At 68.8% G+C, this 24119-nt stretch carries 17 protein-coding genes; 10 read left to right on the top strand and 7 right to left on the bottom strand.

The genetic code is table 11. From position 1 onward, the window contains the following. The first annotated feature begins 68 nt into the window (after window positions 1-68). The 4 genes from ABNQ40_RS06370 to ABNQ40_RS06355 are packed head-to-tail and all read left to right on the top strand — an operon-like array spanning window position 69 to window position 6873. Window positions 69-1688 carry an MBL fold metallo-hydrolase gene (locus ABNQ40_RS06370; protein ID WP_109048279.1) on the top strand — a complete coding sequence of 540 codons (1620 nt, stop codon included), beginning with the start codon at window positions 69-71 and terminating at the stop codon, window positions 1686-1688. After that, a complete protein-coding gene (locus tag ABNQ40_RS06365; protein WP_109048278.1) occupies window positions 1685-2911 on the top strand; it encodes an HlyD family secretion protein in 1227 nt (408 codons plus the stop codon). The genes ABNQ40_RS06370 and ABNQ40_RS06365 overlap by 4 nt, the downstream gene beginning before the upstream one ends. Further along, window positions 2908-5742, top strand: a complete 2835-nt coding sequence (rbbA, locus tag ABNQ40_RS06360; RefSeq protein WP_109048277.1) for a ribosome-associated ATPase/putative transporter RbbA — start codon at window positions 2908-2910, stop codon at window positions 5740-5742. The genes ABNQ40_RS06365 and rbbA overlap by 4 nt, the downstream gene beginning before the upstream one ends. Window positions 5743-5745: 3 nt before the next feature. Beyond that, on the top strand, window positions 5746-6873 hold the full coding sequence (locus ABNQ40_RS06355) for an ABC transporter permease (protein WP_109048276.1): 1128 nt from the start codon (window positions 5746-5748) through the stop codon (window positions 6871-6873). Window positions 6874-6906: 33 nt separating this feature from the next. Here the strand turns inward: ABNQ40_RS06355 and ABNQ40_RS06350 are convergent, their stop codons facing one another. From ABNQ40_RS06350 to galU, 5 genes are all read right to left on the bottom strand, one after another. Further along, on the bottom strand, window positions 6907-9354 hold the full coding sequence (locus ABNQ40_RS06350; RefSeq protein ID WP_109048275.1) for an EAL domain-containing protein: 2448 nt from the start codon (window positions 9352-9354) through the stop codon (window positions 6907-6909). Window positions 9355-9367: 13 nt separating this feature from the next. Beyond that, window positions 9368-10600: a sensor histidine kinase gene (locus tag ABNQ40_RS06345; protein WP_247879596.1), complete on the bottom strand. Its 1233-nt coding sequence runs from the start codon at window positions 10598-10600 to the stop codon at window positions 9368-9370. Between the two features lie 666 nt (window positions 10601-11266). Further along, on the bottom strand, window positions 11267-12667 hold the full coding sequence (gene pgmG / locus ABNQ40_RS06340; protein WP_109048274.1) for a phosphoglucomutase/phosphomannomutase PgmG: 1401 nt from the start codon (window positions 12665-12667) through the stop codon (window positions 11267-11269). 39 nt (window positions 12668-12706) lie between these two features. Then, window positions 12707-14038: a UDP-glucose/GDP-mannose dehydrogenase family protein gene (locus ABNQ40_RS06335; RefSeq protein ID WP_109048273.1), complete on the bottom strand. Its 1332-nt coding sequence runs from the start codon at window positions 14036-14038 to the stop codon at window positions 12707-12709. Between the two features lie 203 nt (window positions 14039-14241). After that, the gene (gene galU / locus ABNQ40_RS06330) at window positions 14242-15111 is read right to left on the bottom strand and encodes a UTP--glucose-1-phosphate uridylyltransferase GalU (RefSeq protein WP_098735854.1); all 870 of its coding nucleotides are present in this window, start codon (window positions 15109-15111) and stop codon (window positions 14242-14244) included. 402 nt (window positions 15112-15513) lie between these two features. Between galU and ABNQ40_RS06325 the strand changes: the two genes are divergently transcribed. The 4 genes from ABNQ40_RS06325 to ABNQ40_RS06310 all read left to right on the top strand — a co-directional run bounded on the left by ABNQ40_RS06325 (window position 15514) and on the right by ABNQ40_RS06310 (window position 18778). Continuing rightward, window positions 15514-16278: an RluA family pseudouridine synthase gene (locus ABNQ40_RS06325; protein ID WP_109490748.1), complete on the top strand. Its 765-nt coding sequence runs from the start codon at window positions 15514-15516 to the stop codon at window positions 16276-16278. Window positions 16279-16381: 103 nt separating this feature from the next. After that, the gene (locus tag ABNQ40_RS06320; RefSeq protein ID WP_109048272.1) at window positions 16382-16654 is read left to right on the top strand and encodes a GNAT family N-acetyltransferase; all 273 of its coding nucleotides are present in this window, start codon (window positions 16382-16384) and stop codon (window positions 16652-16654) included. 160 nt (window positions 16655-16814) lie between these two features. Next, window positions 16815-17822 carry a sodium-dependent bicarbonate transport family permease gene (locus ABNQ40_RS06315; protein ID WP_109048271.1) on the top strand — a complete coding sequence of 336 codons (1008 nt, stop codon included), beginning with the start codon at window positions 16815-16817 and terminating at the stop codon, window positions 17820-17822. Window positions 17823-17845: 23 nt separating this feature from the next. After that, window positions 17846-18778: a LysR substrate-binding domain-containing protein gene (locus ABNQ40_RS06310; protein ID WP_247879595.1), complete on the top strand. Its 933-nt coding sequence runs from the start codon at window positions 17846-17848 to the stop codon at window positions 18776-18778. A 24-nt stretch (window positions 18779-18802) separates the two neighbouring features. Here ABNQ40_RS06310 and ABNQ40_RS06305 read toward each other — a convergent pair whose 3' ends face one another. Continuing rightward, on the bottom strand, window positions 18803-19675 hold the full coding sequence (locus tag ABNQ40_RS06305) for a GNAT family N-acetyltransferase (protein WP_109048269.1): 873 nt from the start codon (window positions 19673-19675) through the stop codon (window positions 18803-18805). A gap of 581 nt (window positions 19676-20256) precedes the next feature. Here ABNQ40_RS06305 and ABNQ40_RS06300 point away from each other — a divergent pair. Further along, on the top strand, window positions 20257-21546 hold the full coding sequence (locus tag ABNQ40_RS06300; protein ID WP_109048268.1) for an O-antigen ligase: 1290 nt from the start codon (window positions 20257-20259) through the stop codon (window positions 21544-21546). Beyond that, window positions 21543-22481: a glycosyltransferase family 9 protein gene (locus tag ABNQ40_RS06295; RefSeq protein WP_109048267.1), complete on the top strand. Its 939-nt coding sequence runs from the start codon at window positions 21543-21545 to the stop codon at window positions 22479-22481. The genes ABNQ40_RS06300 and ABNQ40_RS06295 overlap by 4 nt, the downstream gene beginning before the upstream one ends. Here the strand turns inward: ABNQ40_RS06295 and ABNQ40_RS06290 are convergent. Next, window positions 22478-24109, bottom strand: a complete 1632-nt coding sequence (locus ABNQ40_RS06290) for a glycosyltransferase family 39 protein (protein ID WP_109048266.1) — start codon at window positions 24107-24109, stop codon at window positions 22478-22480. The genes ABNQ40_RS06295 and ABNQ40_RS06290 overlap by 4 nt on opposite strands. Window positions 24110-24119 lie beyond the last annotated feature (10 nt).

Below are 24119 nucleotides of genomic sequence, written 5' to 3'. Positions count from 1 at the left end.
AAGCGGAACCCCCTCACCCTGACCCTCTCCCCGGGGGGGAGGGGGGATATTTTAGAAGGAACCGACCAATGTCCCTGTCGCTGACCTTCCATGGCGCCGCCGGAACGGTGACCGGCTCCTGCTTCCGCCTGTCGACGCCCGCGGGCGACGTGCTGATCGATTGCGGCATGTTCCAGGGCACCAAGACGATCCGGGAGCTGAACTACCGCCCCTTCCCCTTCGATCCGGCGGCGATCGAGGCCGTCCTGCTGACCCACGCCCACATCGACCATTCCGGCCTGCTGCCGAAGCTGACGAAGCTGGGCTTCCGCGGCCGGATTTACGCCACCGGCGGCACGGTCGACCTGCTGGAATACATGCTGCCCGACAGTGGCTACATCCAGGAGGGCGAGGTCGAGCGCCTCAACCGCCGCAACCGCCAGCGCGGCCGTCCGCCGGTCCAGGCGATCTACACCCAGGACGACGCCATCCGCAGCCTGCGCCGGCTCCGCCGTGTCGAGTACGACCGCTGGACCGACATCCTGCCGGGCCTGCGCGCCCGCTTCTGGCAGGCCGGCCACATCCTGGGCTCCGCCTCCATCGAGGTCGAAGTCTCGAATGGCCTTGGAAACGGCGCCGCCGAACCCACCCGCATCCTGTTCTCCGGCGACCTCGGCCCCGGCGGCAAGAGCTTCCACGCCGACGCCGACGGCCCGGAGCGGCCGGACTGGATGGTGCTGGAGACCACCTACGGCGACCGCGACCGCACCGATCTCGACGAGGCCGGACGGCAGGCGGTTCTGCGCGCCGAGGTGTCCACCGCCCTGGCAGCCGGCGGCGTCCTGCTGATCCCGGTCTTCGCGGTGGAGCGGACGCAGGAGCTGCTGTACGACCTCGACTGCCTGTTCGACAGCGGCCAGCTGCCGGCGGTGGACGTCTTCCTCGACTCGCCGCTTGCCGACGCGGTGACCGGCGTCTTCCGCCGCCATCTCGACGATCTGGAGACCGACGGCGACCCCTTCACCCGCGCCAATTTCCATCATGTCCGCAGCGTGCCGGAAAGCCAGCGGCTGAACAGCATCGCCGGCGGCGCGATCATCATGGCGGCCAGCGGCATGTGCGACGCCGGCCGCATCCGCCACCATCTGAAGAACCGCCTGTGGCGCCCACAGGACACCGTGCTGATGGTCGGCTATCAGGCCCCCGGCACGCTGGGCCGCCTGTTGCAGGAGGGCACGCCCCGCGTCCGCATCCATGGCGAGGAGATCGCCGTCAAGGCGAAGGTCCGCTCCATCGACGTCTATTCCGGCCATGCCGACCGCACCGCCCTGCTGGATTGGGTGAATGCCCGCCACGGCGTCGGCCACGGCCTGTTCCTGGTCCATGGCGAGGATGCCGCCCGCGCCTCCATCCGCCAGGCCCTGCTCGACAGGGGCTGGCCGGCGGAGCGCATCGCCCAGCCGGCGCTGGACGACCGCGTCGACCTCGCCGCCCCGCGCCCGCTGACGCCGGCCGACCGTCACCCCCGCCTCGCCCCTGCCGACCTCGCCGCCGGCCTCGACTGGCACAACCACTATGCCGAGGCGCTGCTGGCGCTCCGCCGCACGCTGGACGCCGCCCCCGATGATGCGGCGCGCACCCGCATCCTGGCCGGCGTGATGGGCGCTCTCGGCCCCAACGAGAAAGCCGGGAAAGGGACCCAGCCATGACCATCGCAAAGCGACTTCTCATCGCCGTCGCCCTGCTGGCGATCCTCGGCGCCGGGGCCGCCTATGGCTGGCGGGCGATGCAGGGCAACCGCCTGCCCGCCGGCTTCGCCTCCGGCAACGGCCGGATCGAGGCGAACGAGATCGACATCGCCACCAAATACGCCGCCCGCGTCCTGACCATCCCGGTGCAGGAGGGCGATCTGGTGGAGGCCGGCGCCGTCATCGCCACGCTCGACACCCGCGACCTGGAAGCGCAGCTCCGCTCCGCCGAAGCCCAGCTGCGCCAGACCCGCAGCAGCCGGGAGGAAGCGGCGGCCCTGGTCGCCCAGCGGGTCAGCGAGGCCGACTTCGCCGCCAAGGAGATGGAGCGGGCGCTGATCCTGTTCGGCAAGGGCCATGTCTCCGAACAGCGCGTCGATCAGGCCCGCAACAGCCGCCGCACCGCCGACGCCGCCCTGGAGGCCGCCAAGAGCCACCTCGCCAGCGCCGAGGAGGCCATCGCCGCCGCGGCCGGCGATGTCGACCGGCTGGCCGATCTGGTCGCCGACGGCGTGCTGAAGGCGCCGCGCAAGTCGCGCGTCCTCTACCGCCTGTCCGAGCCCGGCGAGGTGCTGGCGGCCGGCGGCAAGGCGGCGACTCTGCTCGACCTGTCGAACGTCTACATGACCTTCTTCCTGCCGACCGACACGGCGGGCAACCTCGCTTTGGGCGCCGAGGCCCGCATCCTGCTGGACGCGGTTCCCGACACCGCGATCCCTGCCGCCGTGACCTTCGTCGCCCCGCGCGCCCAGTTCACGCCCAAGCAGGTGGAGACCAAGTCCGAACGCGACCGCATGATGTTCCGCGTCAAGGCCCGCGTCCCGGAAGCGCTGGTGACCCGCTACATCGAGCGGGTAAAGACCGGCCTGACCGGCATGGCCTATGTGAAGCTGGACGACAAGGCGGTCTGGCCCGACTGGCTGGAATCGAAACTGACGCGGGAAGCGACCTCTTCCCCCGGGAATACTCCCTCTCCCCCCCAACATAAGCAAAGCTTATGTTGCCGACAGGCGAAGCGCAGCTTCGCCGAAAGGCGGGGAGAGGGTCGGGGTGAGGGGGATGCACTGCGTGACTTCGCCGAGAATCAGCGCCCCTCCGCCTCTCAATCCACCACCCGCATCCCCCTCACCCTAACCCTCTCCCCGGGGGGGAGAGGGGATATCCCCGCGGGCACAAAATCATGACTCCAGCCGTCTCGCTGTCGGGCGTGCGGCACCGCTATGGCGGGACGGTGGCGCTGGCGGACGCCTCGCTCGACATCGCTCCCGGCACCAGCGTGGCGATCATCGGCCCCGACGGCGTCGGCAAGTCGACCCTGCTCGGCCTGATCTCCACGGCCAAGCGCATCCAGCAGGGCAGCGTCCGCGTGCTGGGCACCGACGTCTCCGACCGCCGCGGCCGCGCCGCTCTCCAGCCGCGCATCGCCTACATGCCGCAGGGGCTCGGCCGTAACCTCTACGCCGACCTCAGCGTCGCCGAGAATCTCCAGTTCTTCGGCCGCCTCTTCGGCCTCGACGCCGCCGAACGCCGGCGCCGCATCGCCGACCTGCTGGAGTCCACCGGCCTCGCCCCCTTCCCCGACCGCCCGGCCGGCAAGCTGTCGGGCGGCATGAAACAGAAGCTCGGCCTGTGCTGCGCCCTGCTGCACGACCCCGACCTGCTGATCCTCGACGAGCCGACGACCGGCGTCGATCCGCTGTCCCGCCGGCAGTTCTGGGACCTGATCGCCCGCATCCGCGCCGGCCGCCCCGGCATGACCGTGCTGGTCGCCACCTCCTACATGGACGAGGCGGAGCGGTTCGATCAGGTGGTGATGATGAATGCCGGCCGCCTGCTTGCCCACGACACTCCCGCCGCGGTGAAGGCGCGCACCGGCGCCGCCGATCTGGAGGAGGCCTTCGTCGCCCTGCTGCCGGAGGAGGCCAAACGCGGCCACCGGCGCCTGACCGTGCCGCCCCGCCCTCCCGAGCCCGCCGGTGCCGAACCCGCCATCGAAGCCATTGGTCTGACCCGCCGCTTCGGCGATTTCACCGCGGTGTCGGACATCAGCTTCCGCATCGGCCGCGGCGAGATTTTCGGTTTCCTCGGCTCCAACGGCTGCGGCAAGACCACCACGATGAAGATGCTGACCGGCCTGCTGCCCGCCACGGCGGGGGAGGCGCGGCTGTTCGGCCGGCCGGTGGACGCCGGCGATCTGGAGAGCCGCCACCGCGTCGGCTACATGGCGCAGGCCTTCTCGCTCTATGGCGAGCTGACGGTGCGCCAGAACCTCGACCTGCACGCCCGCCTGTTCGACCTGACCGACGCCGACACCCGGCTGGCGGCGCTGGTGGAGCGTTTCGGCCTGTCGCCCTACATCGACGCGGTGGCCGACCGGCTGCCCTTGGGCGTGCGGCAGCGGCTGTCGCTGGCTGTCGCCATCCTGCACGGGCCGGAGCTGCTGATCCTCGACGAGCCGACCTCCGGCGTCGATCCGGTGGCGCGCGACCAGTTCTGGCGCGACCTGATCGGTTTGTCGCGCGACCAGGGGGTGACGATCTTCGTCTCCACCCACTTCATGAACGAGGCGGCGCGCTGCGACCGGGTGGCCTTCATGAACGCCGGCCGCGTCATCGCCGCCGGCCCCCCCGACGAACTGCGCCGCCAACAGCAGGCCGACAGCCTGGACGACGCGTTCATCGGGTTCATGGAGGATGCACACCCCGAAACCCCGCCCACTCCCCCTCTCCCCCCCGGGGAGAGGGGGACGCACAGCGAGGATTCTAGGTTCGGTCCCGCCACGCCACCCCCTCACCCTAACCCTCTCCCCGCCTCTCGGCGAAGCTTCGCTTCGCCTGCCGGCAACACAAGCAAAGCTTGTGTTGAGGGGGAGAGGGGATCCTCCCATGCCCCCCTCTCCCGCCGCCGCCTGCTCGCCTACGCTTGGCGGGAAACCCTCGAACTGCGCCGCGACCCCGTCCGCCTGACCGTCGCCCTGCTCGGCACCGTGCTGCTGATGCTGGTCTTCGGCTTCGGCATCACCATGGATGTCGAGAACCTGACCTTCGCCGTCCTCGACCATGACCGCTCGCCCGAAAGCCGCGCCTACATCGAGCAGTTCGACGGCTCGCGCAGCTTCCGCACCACCCCGCCCGCCATCGACGCCCGCGACTTGGCGCTCCGCCTGCAACGCGGCGAGGCGTCGCTGACCATCGAGATCCCCGAGGGCTTCGGCCGCGACCTTCGCCGCGGCCGCATCCCCGAGGTGGCGGTGCGCATCGACGGCGCCATGCCCTTCCGTGCCGAGACCATCCAGGGCTACGTCGCCGGCCTGCACCAGCGCTTCATCCAGGACGCCGCCGCCGCGTCCGGCATCGCCCTGCCCGCCCCGGCCGCCAATCTTGAGATGCGTTACCGGTACAACCAGGGCTTCCGCAGCCTCGACGCCATGGTCCCCGCCACCATCGGCCTGCTGCTGGTCTTCATCCCCGCCATCCTCGCCGCGCTGGGCGTGGTGCGGGAGAAGGAACTGGGCTCCATCACCAACCTCTACGTCACCCCGGTGACTCGGCTGGAGTTCCTGCTGGGCAAGCAGCTGCCCTACATCGGGCTCGCCGCCTTCAACCTGCTGCTGATGGTGACGATGGCCGTCACCCTGTTCGGCGTGCCGGTGAAGGGCAGCCTGTTCGGGCTGCTGCTCGGCGGGCTGGTCTATGTGGTGGCGACGACGGCCTTGGGCTTGCTGATCTCCGTCTTCACCGCGACCCAGACGGCGGCGGTGTTCGGCACCGCCATCGTCACCATGCTGCCGGCCACCCAGTTCTCCGGCATGCTGCAACCGGTCGCGACGCTGGAAGGCGGGGCGTGGCTGTTCGGCACGCTGTTCCCCACCACGCATTTCCTGAAACTGTCGGTCGGCGCCTTCACCAAGGGGCTTGCCCTGCCCGAACTCATCCCCTTCATCCTGGCGACCGCCGCCTTCGTGCCGGTCTTCCTGGCGCTGGGCGTCGCCTTCCTGCCGAAACAGGAGCGCTGAACGATGACGCGCTTCCTCCGCAACAGCCTGACACTGGCGCGCAAGGAGTGGATCAGCCTGCTGCGCGACGTCTTCATGCTGGGCTTCGTCGTCTATTCCTTCACCTTTTCCGTCTATAGCCAGGCCACCGGCATCTCGCACGAGCTGCGCAACGCCGCCATCGCCATCGTCGACGAGGACCGCTCGACCCTGTCGCAGCGGCTGGCCTCCAGCTTCCACGGGCCGGAGTTCCAGACCCCGGCGATGATCGGCCATGCCGACATCGACCCGGCGATGGATTCCGCCCGCTACACCTTCGTCCTCGACATCCCGCCGAACTTCCAGGCCGACGTGCTGGCCGGCCGCAGCCCGGCGATCCAGCTGCTGATCGACGCCACCGCGATGATGCAGGCCGGCATCGGCGCCGGCACCATCCAGGGCATCGTCGACGACGAGGTCGGCCGCTTCGTCCGCCGCGAGGCCGACGGCAGCGCCGCCCCGGTCAGCCTGCAGGTCCGCGTCGCCTACAACGAGGCGCTGGATACGAAATGGTTCACCGGCACCATGTCGGTGGTCAGCAACGTCACCATGCTGGCGGTGCTGCTGGCCGGCGCCGCCCTGATCCGCGAGCGCGAGCACGGCACGCTGGAGCATCTGCTGGTGATGCCGGTGCGCCCGGCCGAGATCATGGCCGCCAAGGTGCTGGCGAACGGTGCGGTGATCCTGGGTCTGACGCTGGTGGCGCTCTATGCCGTGCTGCGCGGCGTCTTGTCGGTGCCACTGGCGGGATCGGTCCCGCTGTTTTTGGCCGGGACGGCGCTCTACCTGTTCTTCGCGACGGCGCTCGGCATCTTCCTCGGCACGGTGGCGCGCTCGATGCCGCAGCTGGGCCTGCTGTTCATCCTGATCGTGCTGCCGATGAACATGCTGTCCGGCGGCTTCACCCCGCTGGAAAGCGAGCCGGAATGGCTGCAACTGGCAATGCAGCTGTCACCCTCGACCCATTTCGTCGCCTTCGCCCAGGCGATCCTGTTCCGCGGGGCGGGGTTCGACGTGGTGTGGCCGCGCTTCGCCGCGACCGCCGGAATCGGCGCTCTGTTCTTCGCCTGGAGCCTTGCCCGGTTCCGGCGGCATCTGGCGAGTTTCAGATAGCGCCCCATCGCTCCCGCGCTGGCGCGGCCGCCGTCACGGCAGGTCGGGCGCGAGGCCGGACCGCTCCGCCAGCAAGGCGGCGACGGCGGCGGCGGCCATGGGCCGGGCATAGAGATACCCCTGCCCTTCCCGGCAGCCGCGGGACCGCAGGAAGTCCTGCTGCGCCAGCGTTTCCACCCCTTCGGCGATCACCGTACGGTTCAGGCGGTGCGCCATGGCGATGATCGCCTCGGTGATCGCTTCGCTGTCGCGGTCCTCGGGAATGTCGCGAATGAAGCCGCGGTCGATCTTCAGCCGGTCGATCGGCAGGCTCTTCAGCGACCCCATGCAGGAATAGCCGGTTCCGAAATCGTCGATGGCCACCATCAGACCGAGCCGCTTGAGCTGGAGCAGCGTGGCGAGGCAGTCGTCCTCGTTCTGCAAGGTGCTTTCCGTGATTTCGATCTCCAGCCGCTCGGCGGGCAGACCGGTTTCATCGAGAAGAGTTTTCAGGAACTGCGGCAGACGGTCCGGGTTCATCTGCCGTGCCGAGACGTTGACCGCCATCCGCAACGGGGGAAGTCCGGCCCGCCGCCATGCGCAGGCCTGCGCGCAGGCCTCGCGCAGGACCCATTCGCCGATGGGAACGATGAGGCCGCTCTTTTCCGAGATGGGAATCACCGCGTCGGGTCCCAACAGGCCGGCGGTCGGGTGCTGCCAGCGGATCAGCGCCTCGACGCCCAGGACCGCGCCACTCGCCATCTCGATCTGCGGCTGGTAATGCAAAACCAGCTCCCCCATGTCGAAACCGCGCCTCAGGTCGCGGTCGCGCTCCATATAGAGGGTGGCTTTCCGGGTCATCTCCTTGGTGTAGAAGGCGAAGCGGTTGCGCCCGTCATCCTTGGCCACGTACATGGCGGTGTCGGCGGCGCGGATCAGATCGTCCTGCGTCAGGCCATCGTCGGGAAACAGGCTGATTCCGACGCTGACGGACACCGTCAACTCGATCCCGGCCAAGGCGATGGGCTCGCAAATCCGCGCGATGATGCGGTTGGAGAGTTCGGCCACACAGACCGGCTGTTCGACCCGGTCGACGATCACCATGAACTCGTCGCCGCCCAACCGCGCGACGGTGTCCTCCAGGCGCACGGCCAGACGCATGCGCTTGGCCACGGTCCGCAGCAGCTCGTCGCCGATGCTGTGTCCCAACGTGTCGTTGATCCGCTTGAAATGGTCGAGATCGATGAATAGAAGCGCCACCGTCCCGTTGCGGCGCTGGGCGGCGTTCATGGCCTGTTGCAGACGGTCCATCGCCAGCAGGCGGTTGGGCAGGTCGGTGAGCGGGTCGTAATGCGCCAAATGCTGGAATTGCTCCTGGGCCTGCCGGATGGCCGTCATGTCCGAAAACAACGCGACATAGTGGGTGACGTCGCCTTTGGCATCGCAGACCGACGCGATGTTCACCAGCACCGGCAGCAGGGAATTATCCCGGCGGCGGCCGAGAATCTCGCCGTGCCACCGCCCGGCCGCGGCCAGGGTCGTCATCATGCTGCGCCGGTCGACGGGCGTACCAAGCGACGTGTCCAGGATGTGAGGGAACTTTCCGATGATCTCGTCGTCCTGACACCCGCTGATCGTGCAGTATGCACGGTTGAAATTGATGACGTCGAACGCCCTGTCCAGGATCAGGATGCCTTCCTGGGCCGATTCGAAGACCATGGCCGCCTGCTGAAGCTGGACCTCGGTCCTTCGCCTTTCCGTGATATCCTGAATGACGCCGATGATGCGGCTTTTCCCGTCGACGTTGCCGGTGAAAAGTTTCCCCTGGATCTTCAGCCAGTGAAGCGCGCCGTCGGGATGGACGCTGCGGAATTCGGTCGAACACAGGCCACCGTGATCGGAAGTGTGGCTGAACACCCGATCGACCTGATGGCGGTCCTCGTCGTGCACCAGCGCCAGGAAACCGTCCCACGCCCCGGCCAGAACCTCCTGCGGATGGCCGAAGAAGCGATGGGAGTTGCCGACGTGCAGAACGGATTTCGTGGTCGCGTCCAGTTCCCAGGACGCCATATCGGCGGCCTCCAGGGCCAGCAGCAGCCGCTCCTCGCTTTGCCGGACCACCAGGTCGGCGTCGCGGCGTTCCAGCGCCATCTGGATGGTCGCGTGCAGCTCCCGTTCGCTGAAGGGTTTGACGAGATAGCCATAGGGTCTGGTGGCGCGGGCGCGCTCCAGCGTCGCCTGTTCGGAATAGGCGGTCAGGTAGATGACCGGCGTGTCGGACGTCCTGGAGATTTCCCGGGCGGTGTCGATGCCATCCATCGGCCCTTCGATGTGGATGTCCATGAGGACGAGGTCGGGCCGCTCGTCGCGGACGGAGGCCAGCGCTTGCACGCCGGACGCCGCCGGGGTGGTCACGTCATAGCCCAGCAGCTTCAGACGCTGCTGCAAATGAAGCGCGACGATGCGCTCGTCCTCGACCACCAGAATTCTGGCCTTCGACATCGATCGCCTCCACTCATTCGTCCGATGGGAACCGCAACAGGAAGCTGGTCGGGTGGCCGGGCTGGATCGTCAGCGCACCGCCAAGCTGCTGCGTCAGCAAATTGACGAGTTGAAGCCCAAGGGTTTCGGTCTTCGCGGGGTCCAGCGCAGGTGGCAGCCCGACCCCGTCGTCGCTGACCCGAAGGGAAACCTCCGAAGGCGTGTCCCTGGACAGCCGGATGGTGATCACGCCCCGGCGGTCGTCCGGGAAGGCATGCTTCAGGGCGTTCGAAATCAGTTCGTTCATGATCAGGCCACAGGGAATGGCCGTGTTGATGGGCAGTTGGACCCCGACCGTGTCGAGGGACAAGGTGATCCGCGCCGGATCCACCCCATAGGAGGCGATCAGGGTGGGCGCCAGCGCGTCGAGGAAATTGGCGAAATCGACCCGCGCGAAATCCTTGGACTGGTACAGGGTCTGATGGATCAGAGCCATCGAGCGGATGCGCGACTGGCTGTCGCGCAGCATGTCGAGAACCTGCCCGTCCATGATGCGCGACGATTGAAGATCGAGCAGACTGCCGATGATCTGAAGGTTGTTCTTCACCCGATGATGGATTTCGGCGAGGAGGATGTCCTTCTCCTTCAGCGCCTGCTGGATTTTCTCTTCCTTCTGCTTTCGGTCGGAGATGTCGACGATCGCCGACAGGACCATCGTGCCCTCTTCGGTTTCGATCGGGTTGAGGCCGATCTCCACCGGAAACTCGCTGCCGTCCTTGCGCAATCCGTAGAGATCCCGCCCGGCCCCCATGGGCCGCGACTGCGGATTGGCGAAGAACTGGGTCCGCATCCCCGGATGATGCCCGGCGAAGCGGGCGGGAACGAGGATCTCCACCGGCTGCCCGAGCAGTTCGCGGCGCGTGTAGCCGAAGACACGCTCGGTCTGGGTGTTGATCATTTCGATCATCCCCCGGCTGTTCACCATCACCATCGCGTTGGGCGCCGATTCCACGACCAGCCGGAAACGCTCCTCGCTCTTGCGCAACGCGTGTTCCACGGCTTGCCGTTTCGCTTCCTCGGAAAGCGGGCTGTCCTCCAGCATGGTGTCGTCCTCCGACGCCGTCCAGAAACGCTCCACGGAACCCGTGCAATACCGACGGACCGACCCGCGACGTTCCGAACGCCGGGGACTACGGCATACATTCAATGGTAGGCTACAGATTTCAATGCTGAAACAATGCAGCACCCCTACACCCACAGAAAACATAAGGAATTTTTCGTGAGTGATAGCCTACGGTAGAGTGGTTTCTTCCAGTTGTCCATCAGGGTTGCTCGCCAAAGCCGACGAACTTGATCCGTTTCCCCTGCCGTCGTGTTGAGGATCGGGGCGAAAGGCCCTCCATTCCTTGGCCCGCCCTTGCCAAGGCCATGAAATCGGAAAGGCTCTTGTTGGGTTCCGGGGTGCTGGGCCGTCGGTCATGTGACGATGGCTTTGACAAGGGCTCCGAGCAGAGCTTTGCCGCGCCGCCGGGCGCTCGACGCCTGGCCCTCCTGTGCCGGCGGCCCGATGGTCGCCAACGGCACGAAGACACAAGGGCTTCGCGACACTCCCAATCCACGGCAAACGGGCGCTGATCGAGTGGGCGCGGCAGCGCTTTCTCTGCCGGGGCCGCGGCCGGACCAGCGACGACCAGCACGAGGCGTTCGGTCCAGATCGCCGGATGACCATGCGGCTGGGGGACTGCATCGGCCGTACGGCGCTGCGCCTCACCTTCACCGAGGTCGCGGCCGGCGTAGATGAGGTGTTCAGAAAGAATTGTCGCAAAAACGCTGGGAGCTTCCCGATTTGATTCGGGGGCTGCTTCAAAGACAAAACCAGCCCTTGATCGAAGAGGGGGGCACTCGTCAGCCGATGCCCCCCACCCACCATGCCTCAGTGCGACCCGCCGCCCTCGAAGGACGGCGCGCTCAGCCCGGAGGCCACCAGCTGCTCGATCAGCGCGCCCTTCAGCCGCTCCAGCCCTTCCTGGCTGTAGGACTCGGCGCGCGCCACCAGCACGTCCTGGGTGTTGGACGCGCGCAGCAGCCACCAGCCATCGTCGGTCGTCACGCGGACGCCGTCGATGTCGTTGACCTTGGCGCCCGACGCCTTGACTCGGCCCTTGACCTCCTCGACCACGGCGAACTTGCGTTCCTCGTCGATCTGGAAGCGGGTCTCCGGCGTGTTGACCATGTCCGGCAGGCCGTCGCGCAAGGCGGCCAGCGTGGTGTCCAGCTTGCTGACCAGCCCGGCAAGCCGCACGCCGCAATAGAGCGCGTCGTCGAAGCCGTACCACTTGTCGGCGAAGAAGATGTGGCCCGACATCTCGCCGGCCAGCGGCGAGCCGGTCTCGGCCATCTTGGCCTTCAACAGCGAGTGGCCGGTCTTCCACATCAGCGGGGTGCCGCCATGCTTGGCGATCTCGTCGAACAGGGCCTGGCTGGCCTTGACGTCGGCGATGATGGTGGCGCCCGGATGGCTCTTCAGCACGTCGGCGGCATAGAGCGCCACCAGCTGGTCGCCCCACACCACGCGGCCCTTGTGGTCGATGGCGCCGATGCGGTCGCCGTCGCCGTCGAAGCCGATGCCGATGTCGCAGCCATGCTCCGCCACCGCCTTCTTCAGGTCGACCAGATTGGCCTCGACCGTCGGGTCCGGATGGTGGTTGGGGAAGTTGCCGTCGATGTCGTCGAACAGCAGGACATGCGTGCCCGGCAGCTTGGCGGTCAGGCGGCGCAGGATCTCGCCCGACGCGCCGTTGCCGGCGTCCCAGGCGATCTTCAGGTCGCGGGTGCCGTCATAGTCCTTCAACAGGCGGGCGACATACTCGTCCTGGACGTCGATCTTCTCCGACGAGCCCTGGCCCTGCTCCCAGTCGGCCTTCGCCGCCATGGTGCCGAGTTCCAGGATCTGCTGGCCATAGACCGGACCCTTGCCCAGCATCATCTTGATGCCGTTGTAGTCCGGCGGGTTGTGCGAGCCGGTGATCATGATGCCGGCCGCCGCCTCGCGGTCGCGGGTGGCGAAATACAGCATCGGCGTGGGGCCGAGCCCGATGCGCAGGACGTGCAGGCCGGTGGAAACCAGCCCCTCGACCAGCGCTTCCTCCAGTTCCGGCGAGGACAGACGGCCGTCGTAGCCGACGCAGACCGTCTTGCCGCCCTTGCGCACCACCACGGTGCCGAAGGAGCGGCCGACCGCGCGGGCGTCGGCCGGGGTCAGCGTCTTGCCGACGATGCCGCGGATGTCGTACTCGCGCAGCACCGTGGGGTGGAAGGTATGGGCTTCGCTCATCGTCTCGTTAGTCCTCTGTTGGACGCCGTCTTCGGACCGTCAGCCGCGGTCCATCCCGCCGGCTGGCGACGGCCGGCCGATGGAGGTATAGGTGAAGCCGGCCTTCGCCATGTCGTCGGGGTTGTAGATGTTGCGCAGATCGATCATCACCGGCCGCTTCAGCATCGACTTCACCCGACGCAGGTCGAGCGCGCGGAATTCGTTCCACTCCGTGAGAATAGCGACGCAATCGGCCCCTTCCAAGGTGCCGTAGGCGTCCTTCGCCCATTCCACGCCGGGAAGCAGCTTTTCGGCCTCGTGCATCGCCGCCGGATCGAAGGCGCGCACATGGGCCCCCGCCGCCTGCAAGGCCGGGACGATGTCCAGCGACGGGCTGTCGCGCATGTCGTCGGTGTTCGGCTTGAAGGCGACGCCCAGCACCGCGACGGTCTTGCCGTCCACCGACCCGCCACAGGCGGCGATGATGCGCTCGGCCATCTGCTTCTTGCGCTTGTCGTTGATGTCGACGACCGTCTCGATGATGCGCAGCGGGCTGCCGACCTGCTGGGCGGTGCGGACCAGCGCCAGCGTGTCCTTCGGGAAGCAGGACCCGCCATAGCCCGGACCGGGGTGCAGGAACTTCTTGCCGATGCGGCCGTCCAGCCCGATGCCGCGCGCCACGTCGTGGACGTTGGCGCCGACCTTCTCGCAGAGATCGGCGATCTCGTTGATGAAGGTGATCTTGGCGGCCAGGAAGGTGTTGGCGGCGTATTTGGTCAGCTCCGCCGTCTCCAGCGAGGTCACCACGATCGGCGTCTCGATCAGGTAGAGCGGCCGGTAGAGCCGGCGCATCACCTCGCCCGCCCGGTCGGACGTGGCGCCGATGACGACGCGGTCCGGCCGCATGAAGTCGCCGATGGCGGAGCCTTCACGCAGGAATTCCGGGTTGGAGGCGACGTCGAACTCGGCCTCGGGCCGGACGCGGCGGATGATCGCCTCGACCTCGCGGCCGGTGCCGACCGGGACCGTCGATTTCGTCACCACCACCGTGTAGTGGTCGAGATGCTGGGCGATCTCTTCGGCGGCGCCATAGACGTAGGACAGGTCGGCATGGCCGTCGCCGCGGCGCGACGGGGTGCCGACCGCGATGAAGACGGCGTCGACGCCCTGCATCGCCTCCTTCAAATCCAGGGTGAAGGACAGGCGGCCGGCGGCGACGTTGCGGGCGACGAGGTCGTCCAGGCCGGGCTCGTAGATCGGAATCTCGCCGTTCTTCAGCCGCTCGATCTTGCCGGCGTCCTTGTCGACGCAGGTGACGTGCACGCCGAATTCGGAAAAGCAGGCGCCGGAGACCAGGCCGACATAGCCCGTGCCGATCATCGCAATGCGCATCGCGTCCCCCTCATGTCCTTGAAAAAAGGAAAACCTGTATGTTTCCGGGATGCCCTGGCGGGTCTTCGCCGCGAGGCGTTCCTCATGGCCGGCCTTTTCGACTCTGGCCGGCTCTTATTGAAATGCAGTCCAAACGCACGCGCCCGCCCCCGTCCGGATCAGGGGACGGGGGCGGGCACCGCGTCAGGCATGCTGCCCGTCGGTCAGCAATATTTACGCAGCATGGCACGCACCTTGTCGGCCATGTCCGGCCGGTTCAGCGCGTGGGCGAGGGTCGCCTCGATGAAGCCGACCTTGTCGCCGCAGTCGTAGCGGGTGCCTTCGAAGCGCAGGCCGTGGAACGGCTGGTTGCCGATCAGGTTGGCCATGGCGTCGGTCAGCTGGATTTCGTTGCCGGCGCCGCGCTGCTGCTTTTCCAGATGGTCGAAGATTTCCGGCTGCAGGATGTAGCGGCCGATGATCGACAGGGTCGACGGCGCGTCTTCCGGCTTCGGCTTCTCGACGAGGCCGCGGACGGTGGCCAGACGGCCGTCGTCCTTCTCGACGTCGAGGATGCCGTAGCTGCTGGTCTTTTCGCGCGGAACGTCGACGACGGCGACGATGTTGCCGCCGACCTCCTCGTACGCCTCGACCATCTGCTTCAGGCAGGGGGTCTTGCCCTGGACGAAGTCGTCGGGCAGCACGATGGCGAACGGGTCGTTGCCGATCAGGGCGCGGGCGCACCACACGGCATGGCCGAGGCCCAGCGGAACCTGCTGGCGGGTGTAGAAGCACCGGCCGGGAGCGATCTCGCTGTGGCGGACCTCTTCCAGCGCGTCCATCTTGCCGCGCTCTTCAAGCGTGCGGTTCAGTTCGGTGTCGGCGTCGAAATGGTCTTCGATGGCGCGCTTGGAGCGGCCGGTGACGAAAACGAAATCCTCGATGCCGGCGGCGCGCGCCTCTTCGACGGCGTGCTGCAGCAGGGGGCGGTCGACCAGCGGCAGCATCTCTTTCGGGATGGCCTTGGTGGCCGGCAGGAAGCGCGTGCCGAGACCGGCGACCGGGAACACCACCTTGCGCACGGGTTTCCGCATTGGACGTCTCTTGTGGTTGAGGCGAAGTCAAATCCATGGTTCCACGGCGGCACCCGACCGCAAGCGAAGCCTGCGGAAGCACGACCGTGGTTCCGGCTTTCTGCCACGCCTTCCGTCACTGCGCAACAAACCTTCCGAGACCGGGCAAAAGGCTAGTCCTAGAGGCCGAAATCAAATGAAAACCGGCTGAAACTCCTCAATCAAGCCGATCTTTATCCGTTACGTCCAGGACGGCACCAAACCTTTCTCATAGGCGGGAACGCTTGGAAACGCGGCGAAATCCACCGGCGCGACACCGTGCCGCTGCCTTTGGGGCACCATGGCTTCAATAACGAACTTTCCGTATGACGTTTTATTGCGAATACTTGCAGGAAGGGTGCGTCCGCGGTCATGGTGCCGGCCATGATCCCCGACTCGCTTACCTCGACTCCCCCGACTCAGGACCAGCCCGCCCCCGGCTCGCTCACCGCGGACCAACTGCGCGCCCGCGTGCTGCACCGGGACGAGCTGTGCTTCGTCATCGACAAGCCGGCCGGGCTGGCCGTCCACAAGGCCGGGCGCATCACCGACCATCTGGAACTGTACCTGCCCCACCTGTCGGAGCCGGACGGGGAGCCGCCGAAGCTCGCCCACCGGCTCGACCGCGACACCGCCGGCTGCCTGATCCTGGGCCGCACGCTTTGGGCGCTGAAGCGGCTGGGCCAGATGTTCGCCGCCGGCCATGTCGAGAAGACCTACTGGGCGGTGGCCGAGGGCATCCCGGAGACCGAGACCGGCGTCATCGACCTGCCGCTGCTGAAACGGATCGAGCCCAAATCAACCGCCGGGGCGGGCCGCTCCTCCTGGACGATCCTGCCCGACCCGGCCGGCCAGCCGGCGGTCACCGACTACCGGGTGCTGGGCACCGGCAAAGGCCGGTCCTGGCTGGAGCTTCGCCCGCGCACCGGCCGCACCCACCAGATCCGCGTCCATTGCGCCGCCATCGGCTGTCCGCTGGTGGGCGAGCCCTTCTACGGTCCCGAGCGCCGGCCACCCGGCAACCTGCATCTGCTGGCCCGCTCCGTCGCCTTCCGCATGGCCTTCGAATACCCACCCGTCAGCGCCGTCGCCCCGGCGCCGGAGCATATGCAGGACGCGCTGTCCGCCTGCGGCTGGCAAGGCGAGTAAAGGGACGAGTAAGAAGAAGCCACGAAAAAGGGGGGCTACCGGTCTCTTCGCCGTCCCCCATCTGTTGAAGGGAGCGAGCCCCACAGCAGACGGAGAGCAAGGCATGGGACAGGCGGTCACCGACAACCGCGCGATGAACCGGTTCGAACTGGCGGTCGGCACCCAGACGGTGTTCGCCAACTACCGCCGCAACGGCCAGACCCTGATTATTTCCTATGTCGAGGCCCCACCCTCGCTGCGTGGCACCGGCGCCGCCGGCCGCCTGATGGAAGGCGTGGTGGCGACCGCCCGCACCGAGGGGCTGAAGATCGTCCCGCTGTGCAGCTACGCCGCCCTGTGGATGCGGCGCAACCGCCAGGACGATCTACTGGCCTGAGGCCGGCCGCCTTCCATTGAGAAAATCAATGAAAGCGCTGAAAACTATCAATTTCCCATGAGGAAGATACCCCGTTAGCGTCCGCCCCATGGTTTGCCGCCATGGATTTCCACAGTGCGGCAAAACCCGTGCAGACGATCGAAACGAGGGACGATCCATCATGGACACGCTGCTGTCGGCACCGATTCTGTTCTTCGGCCTCGGTGCCGTCATCGCGCTCACTCGTGCGCGCATTCCGTTCCCGGACGGCTTCGGCAAGGCGCTCGCCGCCTATCTGCTGGTCGCCATCGGCCTGAAGGGCGGCGTGGCGCTGGCGGGCGCCGATGTCGGCGCGGTGCTGCCGCTGCTGCTGACCGCCGGGCTGCTCAGCCTGCTGATGCCGGTCCTCGGCTTCGGGCTGCTTCGCTCGACGGTCAGGCTGGATCAGGTCAATGCGGCCGCCATCGCCGCCCATTACGGCTCGGTCAGCCTCGTCACCTTCGTTACGGCCACCAAGCTGCTGGAAAGTCAGGGGGTCACCTTCGGCGGCCACATGGTCGCGGCGCTGGCGATCATGGAAGGCCCGGCCATCGTCAGCGGCCTGCTGCTGGCGGGCGCCGCCGGCATGGTGTCCGGCGTGGCGGCGGGCGGCGGCGGCGGCCTGTCGGTTCCGCTCGGCGGCAGCCCGGCCCAGAGCGGCTCGATCAAGGGCGCCATCCGCGAAGCCGCCTTCAACGGCTCGGTCCTGCTGCTGGCCGGGTCGCTGCTGGTCGGGCTGGTCATCGGCAAGCCCGGACTGCAAAGCCTGCACGGCCTGTTCATCGCGCCCTGGGACGGCGTGCTCTGCCTGTTCCTGCTGGAGATGGGCTATCTCGCCACCTCCCGGCTGCGGGAAGCGGTGTCGCTCAGCCCGCGGCTGATCGCCTTCGGCATCGTCATGCCGCTGGCCGGCGCGGTCATCGGCCTTGCCGCCGCCGCCTCGCTGGGGCTCGGCCTCGGCGACGCCGCCCTGCTGGTGACGCTGTGCGCCAGCGCCTCCTACATCGCGGTGCCGGCCGCGCTGCGCCACGCCCTGCCGGCGGCGGAGCCCGGCCTGTCGCTTCCGCTGTCGCTGGGCATCACATTTCCTTTCAACATCCTCGTCGGTATTCCACTCTACCTCGCAGTGAGCCGGGCGGTGCTGACCTGACCGGCCGAGCCGGAACCACCGCCATGCCATCCCCGCCCGCCCCTCCGTCCGCCCCTCCGCCCGCCATGCCCGCTCCGCTGCCGCCCTTCGACCTCGACCTGCTGCGCAGCTTCGTGACCATCGTGGACAGCGGCGGCTTCACGCGGGCGGCGGAGCGGCTGGGCCGGACCCAGTCCACCATCAGCCTGCAGATCAAGCGGCTGGAGGACGGGCTGGGCAAGCGGCTGTTCCTGCGCGAGGGCCGCGGCCTCGACCTGACCCCGGATGGCGAGGTCCTGCTGACCTACGCCCGCCGCCTGCTGGGCATGGCGGGCGAGGCCTGCGCCCTGCTGATGGAGCCGGAGGTCGGCGGCGTGGTGCGGCTCGGCACGCCGGAGGATTTCGCCACCGCCCATCTGCCCGACGTGCTGTGGCGCTTCTCCCGCGCCCATCCCCAGGTGGCGCTGGAGGTGCAGTGCGACTTCACCGTCAACCTGCTCGACCGTTTCGCCAGCGGGGAATACGACCTCGTGCTGTGCAAACGCGAGCCGCAGGGTCCGGCCGGCGGCGTCCGGGTCTGGCGCGAGCCGCTGTTCTGGGTGGCGTCGGACCGGCTGATCCTCGACGCGGCCGCTCCGGTCCCGCTGGTCCTCGCCCCGGCGCCGGACATCCACCGCAAGCGCGCCATCGACGCGCTGGACGCCCACGGCCGTCCCTGGCGCATGGCCTACACCAGCCCCAGCCTCGCCGGCATCAAGGCCGCGGTGACGGCCGGGCTCGGCGTAACGATCCTGCCGAAGGACATGCTGGCCCCCGGTTTCCACATTGTGAACGCCGAACACGGCCTGCCCGACCTGCCCGACATCGAAACCGCCCTCTACCGCCAACCCGGCCCGCTGCCCAAGGCGGTGGATTTGCTGGCCGAGCACATCGTCCGCTCGCTCGAAAGGACGGCGGAGAGAACGGCGGCGGGGTGAGGGGCTCCGCCGCCCGCAAGGGGATCACCCCAGCTCGAAGCTCGTGATCCCGAACACCCGCCACAACTCGGTCGCCGGAGCCGGCCCCAGATACATGCGCGCCGTCTCGAACTGCGGCGACAGCCCCAACTCCTCCGCCAGCCGCACCCCTGCCGCATTCGGTTCCGGCACGTCGAGGAACACCTGCCCGCCCCCGGCCGCCCGGCCCAGCGCCAGCAGCAGATCCCGCGCGACCGTCGCGTCCGCGGCATAGAGCGGGCCGATCTTCCAGCCGTCGTGGCAGGGCCGGATCACCCCCAAGCCCCTCACATCGCCATCGCCGGTTCCCAGCGCCGCCAGAGCCGCCGCACCGGGAAGGGCGATCCAGTTGGCGAGGAAGCCGGGTCGCGGCGCCGGAAACAGCGCGGCATCCAACGCCGTCAGCCGGTCGAAGGGCACCGTCAGGGCGTCCACCATCCTCGTCCCGCCGGCCCCGCCCTCCGGCAGGCTGCCGCCGAAGCGGATGTTGCGGTGGGACAGGGCGAAGCCGGATTTGCGGTAGTTGTCCTGCTGGGCGACGACGCCGTCGAGCCCGACGGTGCAGCCCTCAAGATGGCGCAGCCCCGCCTGCCACAGCGTCCAGCCATAGCCGCGCCCGCGCGCCTCCGGCCGCACGATGTAGAAGCCGAGGAAGCCGAAACTCCCCGGATAGCGGACCACCGACAGCGAGGCCACCGGCTGCCCGTCCAGCAGCCCGACCAGGAATCCGGCCGGATCGGCGGCATGGAAGGCGCCGGCATCGTGCAGGCCTGGGTTCCACCCTTCCAGCCGCGCCCACTCGACGGCCAGATCCAACTCGGCCCGGCTCATCACGCGGACCCGATAGCCGTCGGTCCCCTGCCCCTCGCTGCGGTCCATCTCACGCCCCCTTCGACCATGTGGAACAGAGCGTAACCCAATCCACAGCGCCCTGGGAGCTATCCCGCGACACGACCGAAGTCCCCTCTCCCCCCCGGGGAGAGGGTTAGGGTGAGGGGGATGCATAGCGAGGATCCTCAAGCATCGCGCACGCGCCGCTCCCTACTTCAGCGGACCGAGCGAGCAAGGAGAAGGAGCCACCCGCAATTTTCATCCACCCTTTCCCCAATCCGCGACAACCATGATAGGACTATCATCCTCGCCACTGCCGGTCAGGACCCGCCATGCCCCGCCGGATGCCGTTCACCCGATCTGCGTTTCCCGCCAACGTCTTACCCCCCGATGAAACAGTGGAACACACCCGGATTTCTGTTCCACGCTGTTTCAAACCGTCAGCCCGCCCCGCGCGCCCCGGTACTGCCCCGGCTCCGCATGAAACAGGTGAACACCAGCCGAATTCCTGTTCCACGCTGTTCCAAACCTTCAGCCCGGCCCCCGGCCCTCACCGACCGCGCGCCGTTGCTTTCGGGGCGGGAGTGCGGTTAAGTCGCCGCCGGTTTCCGCTGATCCGCGTCAAGGTCATGCCCGTCGAGTCCCTGGACGCCACCGCGTCGCGCTCCGCCCCCCCAGCCTCCCGCCCGTCTCCCGCCGGCCGCGGGGTCGATGCCGTGCTGCACGGTGTGGCCGGGGCCACCGCCCTGGTGCTGGGGCCGTTGGCGGCACTCGCCCCGCGCGGGCTGCCGGTCTGGGCCATCCTCGTGCTGGTGCTGTCGCTCGCCGGTTTGGCCCGGCGCGGGGCCTTCGGGCGCATCCTGCGCCTCACGCCGCCGGTCGCCGCCGTGGGCGGCTTCCTTCTGCTGGCCCTGGCTTCCACCCTGTGGAGCCCGTCGGACCGCGCGCTCGCGACGGTGCTGGAGATCGGCTACATCGCGCTCGGCGCGCTGGCCGGCGGCGCCTGGATCGCCGGGCTGCCGGCAGCCGACGCGCGCCGGCTGGCTGGGCTGTTCCTGGCCGGCGGGCTGGCCGGCGGCCTGCTGTTCGCGGTGGAGGCGGCGCTGGACTTCCCGCTGAACCGCTGGTGGAACAGCGTGCCCGACGACCAGTTGCCCAACCTGCTGAACGGCAACGTGCCGAAACGGACGGCGGCGCTGCTCTGCCTGCTGGTGTGGCCCGCCGCCCTGGCGGTGGACCGCTTCGGGCGCAAGGCGCTGGCCCTGCTGGTGCCGGTCGGCTACGCGCTGGCCTGCCTGCCGCTGACCAGCCGGTCGGCCATGCTGGGCATCGCCGCCGGGCTGGTCACGCTGGCCGCCGCCCGCCTGTCCGCCACCTGGCCCCGCCGGCTGTTCAGCGCCGCAGTGACCGCCGCCTTCCTGCTGGTGCTGCCCGCCGCCCTGCTGTTCTCCGGCCCGCTCGACCTCGACCATTCCGGCCTGCTGTTCCGCTCCGCCCAGCACCGGGTGGAGATCTGGGGCCATGCGGCGGACCGCGCGCTGCGCACACCGGTGTTCGGCCAGGGCATCGACGCCTCGCGCTCCCTGCCGCCGGAAGGGGCGGTGTCGGAATTCTCGCCGATCGCCGACAGCCTGCTGCCACTGCATCCCCACAACGCCTTCCTCCAGGTCTGGCTGGAGACCGGGGCGGTCGGGGCGGCGCTGGCACTGGCGGCGATGCTGCTGCTGCTGGCCGCCACCGCCCGGCTGGAGCGCCGCGACCAGCCCTTCGCGCTCGCCCTGTTCGCCACCGCGATGGCGATGGGCAGCACCGCCTACGGCATCTGGCAGCCCTGGTGGATGGCGGGATTCCTTGCCGCCGCACTCATGCTGCGGTTGGCAACCCGCATCGCGGCCCCTATCGGGAACAAGACACGATGAGCAATCGCCCGCTCCGCATCCTGGTCATAAAGCTGGGCGCCTTCGGCGACTTCTTCCTGGCCCAGACCGCCTTCGCCGCCATCCGCCGCCACCATGCCGGCGACCGGCTGACCCTGCTGACCCTGCCCTCGCTCGCGCCGCTCGCCCGGATGAGCGGCCTGTTCGACGAGGTGCTGGAGGATCCGCGCGACCGCTCGCTGTCGGCCTATCTGGCGATCCGCCGGGCCTTGCGCGCCCACCGCTTCGACCGCGTCTACGATCTCCAGGCGCAGACCCGTACCGACCTCTATCACCGTCTGCTGTTCCCCGGCCCCTGGCCGGAATGGTCGGGCACCGCCCACGGCGCCTCGCATCCCGACCGCTACGAAGGCAGGCGCAAGGTGCCGGTGCGCGACCGCTACATCCGCCAGCTCGCCCCCTTCGGCATCGTCCCGGACGAGACGCCCGACCTGTCCTGGCTCGACGCCGACATTGCCAAATTCGGTCTGCCGGAGCGCTTCGCCCTGCTGGTTCCCGGCTCCTCTCCCGGACGGCCGGACAAGCGCTGGCCGGCCCGCCGCTATGCCGAGGTGGCGGCGGCGCTGGCCGACCGAGGCATCGTGCCCGCGGTGATCGGCACCGGCATCGAGCGTGACCTCGCCCGCGTGATCGCGGAAACCTGCCCGCAGGCGGTCGACCTCACCGACCGCACCAGCGTGCCGGAACTGGGCGGGCTGGCGCGCCGGGCCTGGGGCGCCGTCGGCAACGACACCGGCCCGACCCACCTGATCGCCGCCGTCGGCTGCCCCACCGTCGTGGTGTTCTCCGACGCCTCCAACCCGATCCACAGCACCGGCCCGCGCGTGCTGATCCACCACCGCCCCGACTTCAACGACATCGACAGCGCCGGCGTGGTCGAGGCGCTCGACCGCGCACGGACCCTGGGAGGTTCCTAACGGCAGAAGGGAAACGGCGCCACCTTGGGCATGTAGATCGGGATCCACTCGCAATGGGTCGCCGGATTCGGCAGCTTGCGGGTTTCGATGACCGGCCAGGCATGGGCCGCGACCACCACCAGCGCCACGCCGCCCAGGATCCAGCGCCGCGGCTTCCTGCCCTCCAGCAGCCCTGGCATCCGCGCCAGCACCCAGGCAGCGGACAGGATCGCCAGCGGGTCGGTGTAGGCGGCATAGGCGCGCTGGAAGCCGCGCAGCGAGAACAGCGACTCCAGCCCCCAGGCGACCAGCAGCAGGAACAGCGCCTGCACCGCCGCCAGCCTCTCTCCCCGCCGCCACAGCACCACGGCACCGGCCAGCGCGAACCACTCGACGACGATGGTCTGCGGGATGTTGTCGGGGTGCAGGACGATGGTGCGGATCGCCAGCGTCCGGCCGATGCCGGCCAGCAGCAGCCCGAGCGTCCCCTGCCCGACCACGTTCCCCTGGCCCTGCAATTCCGCCCCATGACGCCAGGAGGAGAAGACGAACATGTGCTCGACGAAGTTCGCCACGGCGATGGCGTTCTGCTCGTTCCAGCGGATGTCGAGCGCCAGCAGCCCGACCGCCAGCCCCAGCAGCACCGCCGCCGCCCCGGCGACCGCACGGGCCGCAGGCACCCGGTGGACCGCCGCATGGATCAGGATGCCGACCAGCACCCAGCCGGCGACGATGCTCTGATAGCCGCCGCCCGACAGCCCGCCCCCCGGCCAACTTCCAACCGGCGTGTAGGGATAGACCGCCCGCCCCCAGCCGGCCAGCCCGGCCTGGATCAGCCCGAAGGCCGGCACCGCCGCAGCCGCCGCCAGCAGCCCGACCAGCGCGGCAACGCCCCAGCCCTTTTCCGGCACGGCCTGCGCCCGCCGCCCGAACAGGATCGCCGCCACCGGCAGCCCCATCGCCAGGAAGACCGCCTGCACCTTGGTCACCATGGCCAGCCCGACCAGCAGGCCGCCCAGCGCCAGCTGCAGCAGCGAGGCGCCGCCGCACGGCTTGCCGTCCGCCGGCCGCACCGCCCGCAGGACCAGCAGCAGCCCCAGCACGACGAAGCCGGCCGACAGCAGGTCGGTGCGCATCTGCCGTCCCTGCGCCGTCAACCCGACGCCGAAGGCCAGCAGGATGCCGGCCAGCAGCGCCACCCGGCGGTCCTCCACCAGCCCGCGCAGCAGCGTGGCATAGCTGACGGCGAAGGCGGCGGTCAGCAGGATCGACAGCGCCCGCCCGGCCTGAACCAGCGCCTGCCACACGGCTTCGGTCGCGGCGACGTCGCTGCCCGGCGGCAGGGCCGACAGGCTGGCGACCGGCAGCAGCCCAACCGCATGCAGCAGCCGGTACCAGACATCGATCACCAGGAAATAGCCGTAGCCGGGATGGTCGAAATACTCCTGCGGCAGCCCGTCGCCGAACAGCAGCCCGTGATAGGCCAGCACCAGATCCTGATCGGAATGCACCCAGTAGGGCAGCCGGAACCCGACCAGCAGGACCGACAGCGCCATCGCCGCCGCCAGCCCGGCGCACAGCAGCCACCAGGGCGCCGCCGCGACGCGGTCGAACAGGGAGGGACGGGCGGCGGAGGGTGCAGGCATCATGATTGGCACG

Source organism: Azospirillum sp. A23, assembly GCF_042938965.1.
GTDB classification, from domain to species: Bacteria; Pseudomonadota; Alphaproteobacteria; order Azospirillales; family Azospirillaceae; genus Azospirillum; species Azospirillum melinis.
The sequence above is the reverse complement of the archived record's forward strand: the minus strand, read 5'-3'. Positions and strand labels throughout refer to the sequence as shown.

What these genes read in the sequence shown, in the direction of transcription:
- ABNQ40_RS06370 (WP_109048279.1), top strand. Translation starts at nt 69, where the DNA reads ATGTCCCTGTCGCTGACCTTCCATGGCGCCGCCGGAACGGTGACCGGC.
- ABNQ40_RS06365 (WP_109048278.1), top strand. Translation starts at nt 1,685, where the DNA reads ATGACCATCGCAAAGCGACTTCTCATCGCCGTCGCCCTGCTGGCGATC.
- rbbA (WP_109048277.1), top strand. Translation starts at nt 2,908, where the DNA reads ATGACTCCAGCCGTCTCGCTGTCGGGCGTGCGGCACCGCTATGGCGGG.
- ABNQ40_RS06355 (WP_109048276.1), top strand. Translation starts at nt 5,746, where the DNA reads ATGACGCGCTTCCTCCGCAACAGCCTGACACTGGCGCGCAAGGAGTGG.
- ABNQ40_RS06350 (WP_109048275.1), bottom strand. Translation starts at nt 9,354, where the DNA reads ATGTCGAAGGCCAGAATTCTGGTGGTCGAGGACGAGCGCATCGTCGCG.
- ABNQ40_RS06345 (WP_247879596.1), bottom strand. Translation starts at nt 10,600, where the DNA reads ATGTTTTCTGTGGGTGTAGGGGTGCTGCATTGTTTCAGCATTGAAATC.
- pgmG (WP_109048274.1), bottom strand. Translation starts at nt 12,667, where the DNA reads ATGAGCGAAGCCCATACCTTCCACCCCACGGTGCTGCGCGAGTACGAC.
- ABNQ40_RS06335 (WP_109048273.1), bottom strand. Translation starts at nt 14,038, where the DNA reads ATGCGCATTGCGATGATCGGCACGGGCTATGTCGGCCTGGTCTCCGGC.
- galU (WP_098735854.1), bottom strand. Translation starts at nt 15,111, where the DNA reads ATGCGGAAACCCGTGCGCAAGGTGGTGTTCCCGGTCGCCGGTCTCGGC.
- ABNQ40_RS06325 (WP_109490748.1), top strand. Translation starts at nt 15,514, where the DNA reads ATGATCCCCGACTCGCTTACCTCGACTCCCCCGACTCAGGACCAGCCC.
- ABNQ40_RS06320 (WP_109048272.1), top strand. Translation starts at nt 16,382, where the DNA reads ATGGGACAGGCGGTCACCGACAACCGCGCGATGAACCGGTTCGAACTG.
- ABNQ40_RS06315 (WP_109048271.1), top strand. Translation starts at nt 16,815, where the DNA reads ATGGACACGCTGCTGTCGGCACCGATTCTGTTCTTCGGCCTCGGTGCC.
- ABNQ40_RS06310 (WP_247879595.1), top strand. Translation starts at nt 17,846, where the DNA reads ATGCCATCCCCGCCCGCCCCTCCGTCCGCCCCTCCGCCCGCCATGCCC.
- ABNQ40_RS06305 (WP_109048269.1), bottom strand. Translation starts at nt 19,675, where the DNA reads ATGGACCGCAGCGAGGGGCAGGGGACCGACGGCTATCGGGTCCGCGTG.
- ABNQ40_RS06300 (WP_109048268.1), top strand. Translation starts at nt 20,257, where the DNA reads ATGCCCGTCGAGTCCCTGGACGCCACCGCGTCGCGCTCCGCCCCCCCA.
- ABNQ40_RS06295 (WP_109048267.1), top strand. Translation starts at nt 21,543, where the DNA reads ATGAGCAATCGCCCGCTCCGCATCCTGGTCATAAAGCTGGGCGCCTTC.
- ABNQ40_RS06290 (WP_109048266.1), bottom strand. Translation starts at nt 24,109, where the DNA reads ATGATGCCTGCACCCTCCGCCGCCCGTCCCTCCCTGTTCGACCGCGTC.